Source organism: Desulfobacula sp. (genome assembly GCF_030145145.1).
GTDB lineage: Bacteria > Desulfobacterota > Desulfobacteria > Desulfobacterales > Desulfobacteraceae > Desulfobacula.
In genome coordinates this window covers 1-15,797 of record NZ_JAQYWD010000024.1, presented here as the reverse complement: position 1 = coordinate 15,797, position 15,797 = coordinate 1, and the positions used below count along the sequence as shown (strand labels likewise).

Below are 15,797 nucleotides of genomic sequence, written 5' to 3'. Positions count from 1 at the left end.
TGGGGGTATGATGCTCTGTGCCTGTATCGTTACGACCCTGTTTTTGAGTTGATTTAAATTATCTGAAGACTGTGGACTCTTAATAATAGTCTGGAGTTTTACTTATAGTTTTTGGAATAAAAATCTTAGACAAAGTCCACAATAATAAATTTTTAAAATTTTCATGCAGATCAAAACAGTTTTCCATTTAAAAATTGAAGCTATAACCATGCCAGTAAACTTAAGTTTAAAACAAAAACAATCCGATATTGTATTTGTTCAAAACACAAATGATCTATTCAACTCTCTTGAAAATAATTGTAATACAGTATAAGCATTCAAAGCAGTGGGGCGCCTTTTTATAAAGTTGATGAGGACAACAATTGAATTCTTCTGATCTGACATTTTTTACTAATGATAATGGTCAAACTTTACTTGATCGTTTCAAAGCTACTTTAGATGATACTCAATTATTTGATGTTCTCGTTGGCTATTTTAGATCAAGCGGTTTTTATCAATTATATGAATCCATAGAAAACATTGATAAGACAAGAATTTTAGTCGGTCTTGGATTGGATTCCAACGCTTATCAAACAATTCAGACCTATCAAAATCAGTCCGTTCTTGATTTTAATTCCCATTATAAGGTTAAAAAACAGTTTCAAAATGATCTAATAAATGAGGTTGAAAATACAACTGATCAGGATGAAAAATTGGAGATGGGGCTTAGAAAATTTATTGAATTTTTAAAATCTGACTGTAAAAATAAAGAATTAGATATTCAAAATGGTGGGAACGGGAAAAAACTCGAAATCCGCGCATATCCTTCAAAAAACATTCATGCAAAAGTATATATCGGTCGTTTTGAACCTGATGACAGAGATTATGGTTTTGTGATTACCGGTTCCAGTAATTTTTCTTATTCCGGACTTGTGGCCAATCGAGAATTTAACGTGGAATTGCGCCAAAGAAGGGATGTTGAATTTGCTTTGGACCAGTTCGAGACCCTTTGGAGTCAGTCTGTTGATATTTCCGAGGAATTTGTTGACACCGTTCAAAACAAAACATGGTTGAATAATCAAATCACCCCTTATGAACTTTATTTAAAATTAATATATGAATATATGCAGGAGGATATTAATCTTACCGATGAAATAGATACTTTTCTTCCTGACGGTTTTATGAATTTGCAATATCAACAGCAGGCAGTTGTTCAAGCTTTAAAAAAACTGGAAGAATATAACGGGGTTTTTCTCTCCGATGTCGTCGGATTGGGTAAAACGTTTATTGCGGCGCAATTGCTTCAGCAATTAAAAGGGCGTATTTTAGTTATCTGTCCTCCTATGATTAAAAGTTACTGGGAAGAAAGTCTACACGATTTTCGGGTACCTGCAAAAGTGGAATCTTTGGGCAAACTGGACCGAATTATTCAATTCGGTTTAGATCGCTTTAATTATATTGTAGTTGATGAGGCTCATCGATTTAGAAATGAGGCTACGCAATCCTATGCGGACCTATTGGATATCTGCCGGGGTAAAAAAGTGATTCTGGTGACAGCCACTCCAATGAACAATACCATTGATGATATTTTTGCTCAGCTCAAGCTTTTTCAATCTCCAAAAAGAAGCACAATACCCGGCATTCGAAATCTTGAAAAATATTTCAACAGTCTACGTAAGCGTTTTAAGCATATTGATAAAAAAGATTCTGAATATCAGCAGACCATTTTAGAAGTGTCAGAAGAAATACGGGGAAAAATTTTAAAGCATGTGATGGTCAGACGCACGCGAAGTGATGTCACCACTTTTTTTAATGAGGATGTCGAAAATCAAGGACTCAAGTTCCCTGAAATGCAAGACCCAGTAAAAATAATCTATGAATTTGAAGGACAGCTGGAATTCATATTCAATGAAACAATAACTCTTTTAGCATTGTTTCGTTATTCCCGATACACACCACTTTTGTATTATGAAGGGAAAAAACGTCTCAGTGAATTTGAAAAACAGCAGCAAAAGAATGTTGGCGGTTTTATGAAGGGCATCCTTATCAAGCGGCTTGAAAGTAGTTTTTATGCCTTTAAAAAAACGTTAGGCCGATTTACTGATTCCTATAAAAAATTCATTGAAATGTTTGAAAAGGGTACCGTATATATCAGCAAAAAAGTGGATGTATATGACCTATTGGATAATGATGACCTTGAAAAATTGAATAACTTTATTGAGCAGGAAAAAGTTTTAAAGTATCTGGCAGAAGACTTCAACCCAATATTTTATAAGGACCTGCAACACGACCTGATGCTTTTGAATAGGCTGTTGGAATTATGGGGACCTGTAGAACATGATCCCAAAATTCAAAGTCTTATTCATTCATTGGAAAATGATAAAATATTAAAAAAGAAAAAGTTGATCCTCTTCACAGAATCAAGAGAGACAGCGGATTATTTACATGAAAAACTTAGCCAAATATTTCTGAACAAAGTGTTATCATTTAGTAGCAAGGGTGGTTATTTTCAAGATGACAATTCCTTCCTTTCTCCTGCTATTGCTAAAGACATCATCAAAGCTAACTATGACCCAAATCAAAAAAACAGTCAGAATAATATTCAGATCCTGATTACAACAGATGTACTTTCAGAAGGGATAAACCTTCATCGCAGTAACATTCTGATCAATTATGATCTGCCTTGGAACCCCACAAGGGTCTTGCAGCGTTCAGGCCGGGTAAATCGTCTGGGGTCATTACATTCAAAAATTTTTATTTTTAATTTCTTCCCAACCACACAATCTGATGCCCATTTAGGGCTTGAGGCCAACATCACGAATAAAATACAAATGTTTCACCATATTCTGGGAGAGGATGCAAGATACCTATCTGATGGTGAAGAGATTGGAAGTCAGGAACTGTTTGATTCATTAACCCGTAAAAACACCTATACCGGTGAAATGGAACCTGTTGATTCAGAGCTTAAATACCTAAAAATGATGCGGGAACTAAGAGACAAGGACCCTGCTCTGTTTGAAAGAGTTAAAAAGCTGCCCAAAAAGGCAAGATCAGGCGCTATAGGAGAAAACCTTTCCGCCAACCAGTTGATTACCTTTTTCCGGCTGGGAAAGTTAAAAAAATTTTATTTGAATACCGGGAAAAGATCCAGAGAAATCACTTTTTTCGATGCAGCAGGGATAGCCGAGTGCTCGCCTGATACCAAGCGACAATCAATCCCGGAAGACTATTATAAGCTTCTTGAAATCAACAAATTGTGTTTTGAACAAGACACCCTCCAGGAAATCGAACCAGACCTGCAAAAAAAAGGGGGAAGAAGTAATGTTGATTATATTGAAACACGGTTGAGGGAAAGAAATTTTAAGCAATGTAAAAAATTTACAGACTCGGATGAAGAATTTCTTGAAGGAATAAAGCGAATGATACGGCAGGGAACGCTAGCAAAGAAAACTGCAATGACCATTAAGCGAGCGTTTGAAAAGACACTTGATCCATTGGTTATGCTGAAAATTCTACGCAAGCATATTCGTGTGGTCGATTCGGAGTCATCAATATCACAGCAGCCGCATCAGTACAAAAAGGAGATCATTCTTTCTGCCTATCAGGTAAAAGCAGGAAATCAATAAGGTACATAAACATATTTAATACGACAAATTAAGCTGACACCCATGGATAAAACTCAGGCCGCAAAACACATTGAATCGATTTTTGGAAAAGCTTTTGACAGGGAAACCTATGAACATTTTCTTGGCAATCTATTAAACGAGTATGAACCCAGGGGACGGCATTACAGCGGCAATTTAATTCCCCATGCCTTTAAAGAGCATATCACTCAATACTGGCGAGTGGGGAAATATGTCGATCCGAATCATCTTGAAATGGATCTTTTAGTAGTTGAGGTCAAAAGCCTTGCCAAACTGGACAGAGCAAGGACAGCACTTCGAAATTTTGCAGTCAACCGGTTGCGAGCATTTGAAAAAGAATATTCCCTGATTGCTTTTTATGCCAAAGAGGACATGGGATCCGACTGGCGGTTTTCCTTTATTAAAACTGAACCTGTGGCTTATCAGGATGAAATAGGAAAAGTAAAAACTAAAAAAGAGCTGACACCTGCCAAACGATATTCTTTTCTAGTGGGAGAACATGAAAACAGTCATACCGCCCAGTCCCAGCTCCTGGACGTCCTGGTCATGGACTACGCCAGGCCCACCATTGAAGATATTGAAAATGCCTTTAGCATTGAAAAAGTCACCAAAGATTTTTTTAACCAATATAAAGATTTGTTTCTCCTTTTAACGGATCACTTAGTAGGTGAGCCGCATTTTAAAAAAGACGAACAGCACTTTCCAAATAATGTTTACAGGTTTTCAAAAAAACTTTTGGGACAGATCGTTTTTTTATATTTCCTTCAGAAAAAAGGTTGGCTTGGGGTCCCCGAGTCTGCCTCCTGGGGAAATGGAGATAAAAAGTTTCTACGACACCAACTAAATACCACGCTTGAAAAGGACTGCAGCTTTTATACTGACAGCCTTCAATATCTTTTCTACGAAGCCCTGGCCAAGGAGCGAATAGACCAGAAGAACAAAGGATATTATCCACGCCTTGGCTGCAAGATCCCTTTTTTAAACGGCGGTTTGTTCGAACCGGATTACGACTGGGAGACCACGGACATCCATATCCCCAATACAATTTTTACCAACGATGAAAAAAATAAATTTGGGGATCTTGGCACCGGCATTCTGGATGTGTTTGACCGATATAATTTTACGATAAAAGAAGACGAACCCCTTGAGAAAGAAGTAGCGGTTGACCCGGAGATGTTGGGAAAAGTCTTTGAAAATATGCTCGATGTTACGGAGCGAAAAAGCAAAGGTGCCTTTTATACTCCAAGGGAAATCGTCCATTATATGTGCCAGGAAAGTCTGATTCATTTTCTGGACAATGCTTTGAATGATTATGGGAAATTGACCACATCAACGACTGTATTTGAAGAGCCCAAAGATTCTCTGTTTGCCAATGAAAGCCAGCAGTCCCTTTTTCCCAAGCCAGAACAAGACAAGATCAGCGTACCCAAAAAAGATATTGAATCCCTTATCCGAAAAGGTCATCTTTATCTTGAAAATGATAGTCTGGTTATTGAAAAGGGAAAAGAGACATCGGCGCATCATTTTAAAATGCCGGTTAGTGTTCAAAAGTACGCCAAAAAGATAGATACCCTGCTGGCGGATATTAAAATATGCGATCCTGCCATCGGTTCAGGAGCATTCCCCGTGGGCATGCTCCATGAAATCGTCAATACTCGGCAGGTTTTGGCACCCTATACCAAAAACAATCAAACAGCATATGACTATAAACGGCATGCCATCCATGAAAGCATATATGGGGTGGATTATGATGCCAGTGCTATTGATATTGCACGGCTGCGATTGTGGCTTTCTTTAGTGGTGGATGAAGAGGATTACAACTCCATCAAAGCGCTGCCCAACCTGGATTATAAAATCGTCCAGGGTAATTCCCTTATAGGGCTTAATGATCGATACCGCCCTGCTTGGCTTTCCCAGATTGAAAAATTAAAAGAAGAAGTTTATCAGTGTAAAGACCAAAAAGAAAGGGCCAAGCTAAAAGAAAAAATTAATCAAAAGCTTCATGGTTATTTAAAAGATTCAGAATCTATGGCAGGGTTTAATTCAAAATCCGCATCAGGCTATAAAGTCGATTTTGACTTTAAACTATTTTTCTCTGAAGTCTGGGATCAAAATGATGGTTTTGACATCATCATCGGCAACCCCCCTTATGTCCAGATCCAGAATTTCAGTGGTCAGCAAATCCAGAAGGATCTGGAAAAGCAACAATTTGAAACTTTTGCCAAAACCGGAGATATCTATTGTCTGTTCTATGAAAAAGGATATCGCTTGCTAAAAAACGGCGGAGGATTATGTTTTATAACCTCAAACAAATGGATGCGGGCCAATTATGGCAAAAAATTGAGGTCATTTTTCAACATAAAAACAAATCCTCTGGTGCTGATCGATTTTTCAAGTTTCCATGTATTTGAAACTGCAACAGTGGATACAAACATTTTGCTTTTTGAAAAAGCAAAAAACAGAAAATCCACATTGGCTTGCAAGGCAGATAAGGCAATTACCCAACACACCAATTTTGAAAAAATGGTAGAAGACTGTCAAATTATTTTGAATGATTTAAACAGTAACTCCTGGATCATTGTTGAAAAAGATGATTTTGCTGTAAAAAAACAGATTGAAAAAATTGGTGTCCCGCTTGAAAAGTGGGACGCTTCTCTTTTTAGGGGTATAGTTACTGGCTATAATGAGGCTTTCATTATAGATAAAAAAACAAAACTTAAATTAGAATCTCAGGATCAAAAAAATTCAAAAGTACTTAAGCCAGTCCTCAGTGGTAGAGATATCAAACGCTACCAAGTGAATTTTAAAAAGACATGGCTGTTGTTTATCCCCTGGCATTTCCCGCTTCATGAAGATGCATCGGTCAGCGGAGCTTCAAACCTGGCAGAAGAAGAGTTTAAAAAGAGATATCATTATCTTTACCAATACCTTGAAAAACATAAGACAAAACTTTCCAGCAGAAATAAATCAGAAACAGGAATTCGGTATGAGTGGTATGCGCTGCAACGTTGTGCGGCATCATATTATCGGGAATTTGAAAAACAAAAAATTGTTTGGGGAAATCTGGCATTATCTGCCCAATTTGCCTTGGCAGACCCTGATGTCTTTATCAATGCACCAAGTAATATGATTACAAGTGATCAACCAAAATACTTGCTGGCAATATTAAATTCAAAAGTTAGTGATTATTATATTCGTTCACTTGGAGTCACCCGAAATGGAGGGTATTTTGAGTATAAACCCATGTTTGTTGAAAAACTTCCAGTGCCTCAAATTGATTCTGATGACCGGTTGCCGCTTGAAATACTGGTTGATTTTATACCCTTTCTCATTAAAAACGAAAAGAAACTTGAAGCAGCATATTTTGAACAAATTATTGATGGTCTGGTGTATGAACTCTATTTTCAGGATGACGTGAAAAAAGCAAAAAAAGAGATTAATACACACCTTGGCACCCTATCACCCATATCAAACAGTATGACGGATAATGAAAAATTGATCGTTATCAAAAAAGAGTTTGATCGGCTTTATGACCCGGACCACCTTGTTCGGAACCATATTGAAACCCTGGATAGTATTCCTGTGGTTAAGACCATACAAGACGCATTGAAACGATGAAATCAGAACCTCAGGGAAACATTATTCTATGAAAATAGATAGGATTGAAATTACAAACTATAAAGCCTTTATGGGAACCCACACAATCCAAGTTAAAAGGAAAAATCTTTTCATATATGGTGAAAACGGGAGTGGGAAAAGTTCACTTTATTTTGCCCTGAAAGATTTTTTCCAGGCTTCAATAGAGGATATCGATCTTTCCGAACTTGAAAATGTTTTTATTGACGATGGAGAAAAGGGAAATACCGGCATAAAGATTGATTTCAAGCCTGACTTCCAGGGCAACCATTCGGCAGGCAAATATTCGTTTACCCAAACCGGCAAAGATCTTGGGGATGCTGGCGACACAAGTATTCGGGACGCCAACAAGCTCAAAAGCTTTTTGACATATAAACATCTTCTGGACATTCACCATCTGAAAAAAGATGATGAGATTAATCTTTTCCCGCTACTTGTAAACGGAGTACTCAAACATTTTAAATTTGTGCTAACCCAAGGAAAAGAGCTGGGTGAATTATATACAGACCTGGAAGAACTTATAGCACAACCCACCGGTAGGGAATTCAATATTACCAAGAAAAAGGCCGCTGTCAATTCCGCGTTGAAAGTATTCAATGAAGCATTTGGTGAGTTGTTTAATGACCAAAGCCCGGATTATATCTTGAAACATTCAGCCCCTATTCTTAAAAAATTCGATGACCAAATGGAAATTGCACTTTCCTTTCCGCAAGTGAGGCCCAACAAAGAATATACTTATTTTGAGAATGCAATCGTTCGTGTTCGTGTAACATTTGCTGGACATGATGTTCAAAAACCCCACTTGTTTTTAAACGAAGCTCGGTTATCTGCCATTGCGATCTCAATTTATATGGGGATGATTAAACGGCACCCTCAGGGTATTAATCATAAACTTTTATTTCTGGATGATATTTTTATCGGTCTTGATATTTCAAACCGGATGCCACTATTAGAAATTTTGGAAAATGACTTTAGTGATTACCAGATTATCCTAAGCACTTATGACAAACCATGGTTTGAATACGCCAAAGGATTTATTGACCAAAGCCTTTGGCAAACATTGGAATTCTATGCCCAGACAACAAAAAGTGGATATGAAATGCCCTTGATCATTGATGGAGGAAATTTGCTCCAGAAGGCAAAAGTTCACTATCATCTATGTGACTATAAATCTGCCGCTGTTTATGTCCGCTCATATTTTGAAAAAATTATCCAAAAATACTGTGAAAAAAACAAAATTAAAGTGTCCTTTAAATCAAAATTAAATTCCTACACCACAGAAGACTTCTGGAACGAGATAAAGGGGGGTGTCGACGTCACTGTGGTCACGGATGTTGAAAAATACAGAAGTCTGGTGTTAAACACATTCAGCCATTACAACCTTGAAAAACATGAAATCAAAAATGAGCTTAATTCTGCAATACAGGCAATTGAAAAACTTAAAACAGAGTTAAGTTAAACTCGTTGAAATTGTTATTGGAACATGGAACATAAATAAGAGTTAGAGGCCAGCCTATGCCAAAGGAGCTTTTATGATACCGAAATATGCTGTGATAATGTTGTCGCTTACCTTTTAAATGAAATTATTAAGTGCGAAACTTTAGTTAAGATGATTGATTCTGATTGTTTTGAAGAAAATTAGGAAATTGGTGTGAATAATAAAAAATGATATTTCAATAACAAATTAAAACTTGCATTGGTTTGAAATTATATAACTGGAGATAAGAATGAGCCGATTATTTTTGGGTAAAATCAGCAAAAAATATCCTATACAGTTTGATGATAATTTTTATGCAGCAGGCAAGCCAGATAGTAAGTGGTATAATGCTATAAAGCCAGGGGATTATGTATTTCCAATATATAATGCCAAAGTGCAGAAACTGTGGAAGGTGCGCAAATATTCTGAAAAACCAAATACTGTTAATGAAGAAGGCATGGTTGAGTTTGACGTAATAAAAGAATTTCCTTCAATCTCAGTATCCACTGAATTCCTTCAGCAAAAATATTTTGAATTAAATTTAAACACAATAAATAAAAGCGTCAAAAGTGCTGAAACCGGTTTTTTTGAAATCTCTGTTAGTGAAGATTGTCCTGCCGTTGAAGAAATAGATTTCAATCAGACCAGAAATATTTATATCGTTCTTAACAGTTTAAATGAATCACCTACTTATGAAGATCATGATATTCGTATGATTATTGATCGTAAAAAAGATTACAAAATTCAATCCATTGAGGTTTTCAATAATACTAAATTTGAAACATACCTTCCATTGTGGGAACTTTATGAATCCCGCAATCAAGACAATGAACGTTACACTTTAACAGAGTTGTTGCAGTATGCAGAAAAAGATAATGCCACGAAGAAACTGAAATATATTCGTGCTGTTTTGGAAGACTTACAGGAAAAAGGATATTTTTCAGTAACAAGTCCTGTGGCATTATATGATAATATTATTGTGGGACGAAAGAGATCATATGTAAAAAAGAAGGCCGATGAAATAGAAGTATTGCCCCCTGAAGATGAGGACCAGGAAGATGATAGTTTGGAAGATTATGGAGAGTATAAGGAGTTATTGGAATATAACCCCAATCTCATTCTGTATGGGCCTCCGGGAACAGGAAAAACATATGCAGCCCAAAGAATAATTGAATATATTGAAAAAGAAAGATGTGGTGTCTTTAAACCATTCGAAACCATACTTTCAGATGACAGGGTTGAGTTTATAACCTTTCACCAATCCTACTCATATGAAGAGTTTGTAGAAGGTATTAGGCCTGTATTTAACGATGATGATATTGATTCTACTAATGAAACACATTTACGGTATCAGGTTGCGGATGGGATTATAAAAAAATTATCCAATAGAGCAGCATTAAGTCAATTAACTGAAAACGCAGATGAAACAGATATTACAAACATCGGAAAAAACAGTACTGTTTACAAAATCTCATTAGGTCAAAGAACGATAGATGAAAATATTTATAATGATTGTATTGATAATAATTATATTGCAATTGGCTGGTTTGCCTCAGAGGACCTTACAAACAGTGATTATGATTCCATTTATGATAAGCTGATAGCTGAAAGAGGCCCATCTGCTCAGAAACCAACTAACGATGCCAGTAGCATTCATACGTTTGTTAACACTATTCGTAAAGGGGATATTGTTTTCATCTACGATGGTCCGCTCACAATACGTGATATTGGCATTGTTACCGGAGAATATCGATATGAAAAGAACATTAAACATTATCCCCATAGAAGGGATGTGAAGTGGATTAAACATTTTGATACACCATACGAAATTTTCCAATACAATGGCGGCGTACGGCTTACGTTAAAAACCGTATACCCTTTAACACGAATACAGTTTACCGATATCAGTGAGATTTTAAAAACAGGTGAAATCCACAAAAAGGCCCCATCAAAGACCACGAACTCCCCATGCTATCTTATAATTGATGAAATAAACCGGGGAAATATATCGAAAATATTTGGAGAATTAATCACCCTTATTGAGAAAGACAAACGGGATGTTTTAAGTGTTACATTACCGTATTCTAGGAAACCGTTTAAGTTACCATCAAACATTTATATTATTGGAACAATGAACACAGCAGACCGTTCAATCGCAATTTTAGATACTGCTTTAAGAAGGCGGTTTACATTCTGTGAGATTGAACCCAATGACGAAGTTATTGAAAAAAATGGAAACAATATAATTGAAAATGAAATCGACCTTGCAAAGCTTCTTAAAAAACTGAATTTGAATATACAAAAATACTATGATCGTGATCACCGAATCGGACACGCCTACTTTCTTGAGCTTTTTAATTATCGAGCACTTTATACAACCTGGTATTATAAAATAATCCCACTTTTGATGGAATATTTTTACAACGACAATAAGAATGTCGCCGCTATAATTACAGATAAATTTATAGGCCACGAAACTTCACAGATAAAAAGGCTTGAGAAAAAAGAGTTTATTTCAGCAATTAGAGGAATATACGAGGCCTAAGTTTATGCCGGAAATCATAACTGTATTTCAGGATTATAAAACTTCCTTGTCAGGTTATGAAAGCCACTTTGAGAACATTCTTTCATTTAAAGAAATAATTGGGTCTCAAAATTGTATTCTTGAAGCCAATGGTGACTTCCGCATGAGTAAATACATTGGTTGCTTGGTTAAAGGAAACACCTGCCTTCAAGTGCTTCCAAAAATTTATTCAAATAATTTAGATCTTAAAAATAAAGAAGAAATCAAAGAATCGCTTGGTTTTGTATATCGTTTATTATTATGGTCGGATTTTTTAAATGTTAAGGATTTGAACGAAAGTTCAATTGAAGAAAACGATGACAGTTTAATAGAAATAATTATCAGACTATTCGTTAACCGATTTTTATCTCTTCATCAAAGAAATGTGTACCGAGAATATATTTCACAGGATATTGACCAATTGTATGTTCGCGGGAAAATCTTATTTGGCCAATCCATTTTAAAGCAAGTTCAGAAACCCGGTTATCTTAGGGTTCAGTGCGATGAGTTTTCTGTCAATAATTTAATTAACAGAATTATTAAAACGACTATCCATAAACTACTGTTTATGTCGTCAAATTCTGAAAATAAAAAACACTTACGCTTAGGATTATCGTATCTGGAGGAAGTAGACCTAATACCTTTGCACAAGGAAATTTTTGATTCAATCGTGTTTAACCGTATGAATGAGGAATATCAACCTTTAATAGAACTGTCAGGTATGTTGTTTCAGAATTTAACATCCGGATTGAACCAGGGAGACAGAAATACGCTTGCTTTTATTGTTCCTTTAAATATCCTGTTTGAAAAATTTTTTCTTTCTGTTCTGCAATCAATATATTCGCAACCTGTAAGAGTTGCTTATCAATCGACAAAGCATCTTGCTACAAATTCATCAGGAAATAAATATTTTCCGATTCAGCCGGATTTTGTAGTTTACAATAAATCGGAAGTAACACATATTTTAGATACAAAATTCAAAAACCCCTACATTGAAAATAATAAATTAAAAATTACAGCGACAGATTTATACCAGGTTTGCACGTATGCCATGCGATACAATTGCTTATCAATCTACCTTGTATACCCCTTGTTTAAAGGACAAAATAGCAAATCTATTGTCGAGCAATATTCAATTCCTAACGGCCAAAAAACGATTACACTTTCAATAATTCAAATCGATATTACAGAAATAAGCTTTGATAATATTGTACAGACTGTTAAAAAAATAAATGACCTCGTCGTTTAGATAATTGTGAGGTGTTGACTTCTATTTGTTTGGGTTTGACCTCTAAGTTAAAAATTCACCCAAGACTATCCCTGTTAGTCCATGGTTTGAAAAATAACCCAATCCCAATGTGTCGTATCGATATCCTTGAAAATTTCCGGTCAGGTATTCAATTCCCTTATATACAATTACAACAGCAACTTTGCTTGAATCAACCGACCCTTTTTGATAAGCATACAAGATCCAATACAAAAACATAAGAAAGCGGAGATTCATGTTCATATTCCTCGACACCGAAACTACTGGGACTGGAGAAAAAGATAGGTTGTGTCAGCTCGCGTATAAACTTGAAACAGGTGAAATTGTGAACGAGCTATTCAAGCCACCATTACCAATTTCAATTGATTCCATGTGTGTCCATCATATTACAAATGAAATGGTTGAAAATAAACCGATGTTTAAGAACAGCAATCAGCATCAAAAATTGGTTAAATTATTCAACGATGATAAGAATATTCTTGTCGCTCACAATGCCAAATTTGATGTTGATATGCTTATTAAGGAGGGTGTCCACCCTCAAAAGGTTATCTGTTCTTTAAAACTTGCCAGATATCTGGACCCAGAGGGGAAAATATTAAGGTATGGTCTTCAATATTTAAGATATTTCCTGGGGCTTAAAATTGAAGCGACTGCCCATGACGCTTTGGGTGACATCCTGGTTCTTGAAAAATTGTTTGAACGATTATTTGCAAGGATGAGCAAGGATATTGGACCCGCAGCTGTTGAAGAAAAAATGATGGAAATTTCAAGCAAACCGATTCTGCTGAATCGAATGTATTTTGGAAAGCATAAAGGCGTTTTTTTCAGAGATATTCCGAAAGATTATTTGCAGTGGTTATCTGGCCAGGATGATCTGGATGAAGATTTGCGTTTTACGGTGGGTCATTATCTGAATGGATAATGTGGGGCTTGCCATCCACAATCTTCTAATTCTTGAAAGATAACAGTGTTTTTCTTAGGCATGATAATAAAGATATCGATTGTTCAACTGATAGGGGACCCAGCACATGGGTAAAATATTTCGGCAAACCGTATTTCTCTTTCTTATAGCCATCTTTCTTGTTACTGGCATATCATTTGCCCAAGCACCCATCAAAGGGAAGGTTGTCGGCATTGCAGACGGTGACACGATAACCGTCCTTCAAAATAATAAACAGTATATAATCAGGCTATACGGCATTGATACTCCTGAAAAAGGACAGGATTTCGGAACCAAGGCTAAAAATTTTACATCAAACCTCGTTTTCAAGAGGGAAGTCAAAGTTATCCAAAAAGATGTTGACCGGTATGGCCGGATTGTCGGAATTGTTTATGTTGGTGAAATTTGCATAAACCAGGAGATCATCAAAGCTGGTTTAGCCTGGGTTTACCGACAATATTGCAAAGATGGTTTCTGCCGGGATTGGATAAACCTTGAAACACATGCCCGGAAAAATCAGATTGGTCTCTGGAGTCACCCGGACCCTGTTCCACCATGGGAATACCGGCGGGGTGGGAAAGCATCATTTAAAACAGATAATAAAACCCTGAAAATCGTTGCGAATGTGTATCATGGAAACAGAAGATCAAATGTCTTTCATCAGGCTTCATGCAAGGATTTTAACTGTAAAAACTGTACCGTTATTTTTCATTCCCGGGAAGAAGCAATAAAAGCAGGATACCGTCCATGTGGGAGGTGTAAGCCTTGACAAGAAGACCTGGACAAAAAGATGTTTGGCTAATGTGAAAAGCTTAATGGGATCTGGTGTGTCCTCTGTTAAGGTAATATATCATCTTGATTCCAAGAGCTTCTAAAAACAGTTTTTAAGGCTTTGATCAAGGCTACTGTATCTCCAATTAAACGTAATGGAGTCTTGATTCATTTGGTCATGCGGGTTTCCATATATATGAATTTCACATTAAAGATAGAAAAGTTTGAAAAGGTTTATGAAAACGATACTGAAAAATTATAAAAAAGAGGATCAGAACAATGATGGGTAACTACTCATGATGAATTTTTGTAAGACCAGGAAAAATATATCTTTGAGGTAAGGACGAAGAAAAACACCACAATGCTATAACATTTTTTACATAATTTATTACATCTTTTGCTCATTTTTATATGTATTTGTATTTTTATATTAATATGGAACTTATTTGCCCAAAATTTATATAAATAAAATCAGTGCCTTAAAAAATAATCTAACTTTGATTATATCATAGGAATAAATATTGCTTTTCAATACAGCGTGACAAAGCCAAACCTGTTGTGAAGCTGGGACGGAAAGTCAAAGGGTCTTATGGTGAAGATAGCCAAGTTGCCAAAAACTGAATATTGATCGGAGATGAATATGAAAAAATTATTATTAATGTTTGTTACTGGATTGTTAATACTCTGTGTGACTGGATTGGCAAGTGCTACATCAATTACCAATGCAGGTTTCGAAGAAAGTTGGACTGGTTCTGGTATCAGTGGGACTGGTTATGCCTATCTTCCTACTGGGCCAGATGTTGGCTGGACATTTACTGGCGGTGCTGGTGTTTCGAAGAGTAATACGGCTTGGGGAGGGGTTGCGCAGGAAGGAAACCAGTTCGCCTTTTTGCAGGGCATTTCAAGCACTTCTCAAGAATTTACGCTGTCGTCGACATCGGACCTCTCGGTTGACTTTTATTGGGCTTTAAGACCAAACTATGCCGTCGGACAGCAGATTGCCATAAGCATAGACGGGGTAGCGTTAAATACCTTAGCTGTTAATTCTATAACTTGGACCAATAGTGTACTTAATCTAGGGGCATTTGCGGCGGGATCACATTCTCTTACCTTTGCTGGTATTATTGGTAATCAAGGTGACACTTCAGCTTTTATCGATAATATTCAACTAAATTCAACTCCAGCTCCAACACCCGAACCAGCCACAATGCTTCTTTTTGGTGTTGGCCTAATAGGACTTGCCGGAGTAAGCAGAAGAAAAAAATAGCATAAAGTATAGAATCAACTTTTAAGGCAGGGTCATAAATGGCTCTGCCTTTTTCTGTTATATCCTCCCATTATTCTCTGAGTTTCAATTCCACTATACGAGCCAATTGTATCGATCCCAGCCATTATTCCACATTATTTTTTAATATATCAACTTGATTTCAAGAGATTTTGAAAAAATATTTACCGGGTTCTGGGCATTCTACAGTATCTCCAATATACCGGAATTGGATTATGAATAATTTGAATATGCC

8 protein-coding genes and 1 riboswitch are annotated in these 15,797 nt (G+C 36.4%); all 8 genes read left to right on the top strand.

The features are described from left to right. The first annotated feature begins 362 nt into the window (after positions 1–362). The 8 genes from Q1Q15_RS14435 to Q1Q15_RS14400 all read left to right on the top strand — a co-directional run bounded on the left by Q1Q15_RS14435 (position 363) and on the right by Q1Q15_RS14400 (position 15,544). Entirely contained in the window at positions 363–3,605 is a 3,243-nt protein-coding gene (locus Q1Q15_RS14435; protein ID WP_300461259.1) for a helicase-related protein, read from the top strand. Between the two features lie 42 nt (positions 3,606–3,647). After that, positions 3,648–7,241 (top strand): TaqI-like C-terminal specificity domain-containing protein, encoded by a 3,594-nt coding sequence (locus Q1Q15_RS14430; protein ID WP_300461256.1) that lies wholly within the window; start codon positions 3,648–3,650, stop codon positions 7,239–7,241. Between the two features lie 28 nt (positions 7,242–7,269). Beyond that, positions 7,270–8,718 carry an ATP-binding protein gene (locus Q1Q15_RS14425; RefSeq protein ID WP_300461253.1) on the top strand — a complete coding sequence of 483 codons (1,449 nt, stop codon included), beginning with the start codon at positions 7,270–7,272 and terminating at the stop codon, positions 8,716–8,718. A 268-nt stretch (positions 8,719–8,986) separates the two neighbouring features. Next, positions 8,987–11,281, top strand: coding sequence for an AAA family ATPase (locus Q1Q15_RS14420; RefSeq protein WP_300461252.1), 2,295 nt, complete (start codon positions 8,987–8,989; stop codon positions 11,279–11,281). 4 nt (positions 11,282–11,285) lie between these two features. Continuing rightward, entirely contained in the window at positions 11,286–12,548 is a 1,263-nt protein-coding gene (locus Q1Q15_RS14415; RefSeq protein ID WP_300461249.1) for a hypothetical protein, read from the top strand. A gap of 253 nt (positions 12,549–12,801) precedes the next feature. After that, positions 12,802–13,488: a DUF3820 family protein gene (locus tag Q1Q15_RS14410; RefSeq protein WP_300461247.1), complete on the top strand. Its 687-nt coding sequence runs from the start codon at positions 12,802–12,804 to the stop codon at positions 13,486–13,488. Between the two features lie 106 nt (positions 13,489–13,594). Then, the gene (locus tag Q1Q15_RS14405; protein ID WP_300461244.1) at positions 13,595–14,275 is read left to right on the top strand and encodes a thermonuclease family protein; all 681 of its coding nucleotides are present in this window, start codon (positions 13,595–13,597) and stop codon (positions 14,273–14,275) included. Positions 14,276–14,813: 538 nt separating this feature from the next. Then, positions 14,814–14,892, top strand: a riboswitch (cyclic di-GMP riboswitch). Positions 14,893–14,917: 25 nt separating this feature from the next. Next, positions 14,918–15,544, top strand: coding sequence for a PEP-CTERM sorting domain-containing protein (locus tag Q1Q15_RS14400; RefSeq protein WP_300461242.1), 627 nt, complete (start codon positions 14,918–14,920; stop codon positions 15,542–15,544). Positions 15,545–15,797: the final 253 nt, after the last annotated feature.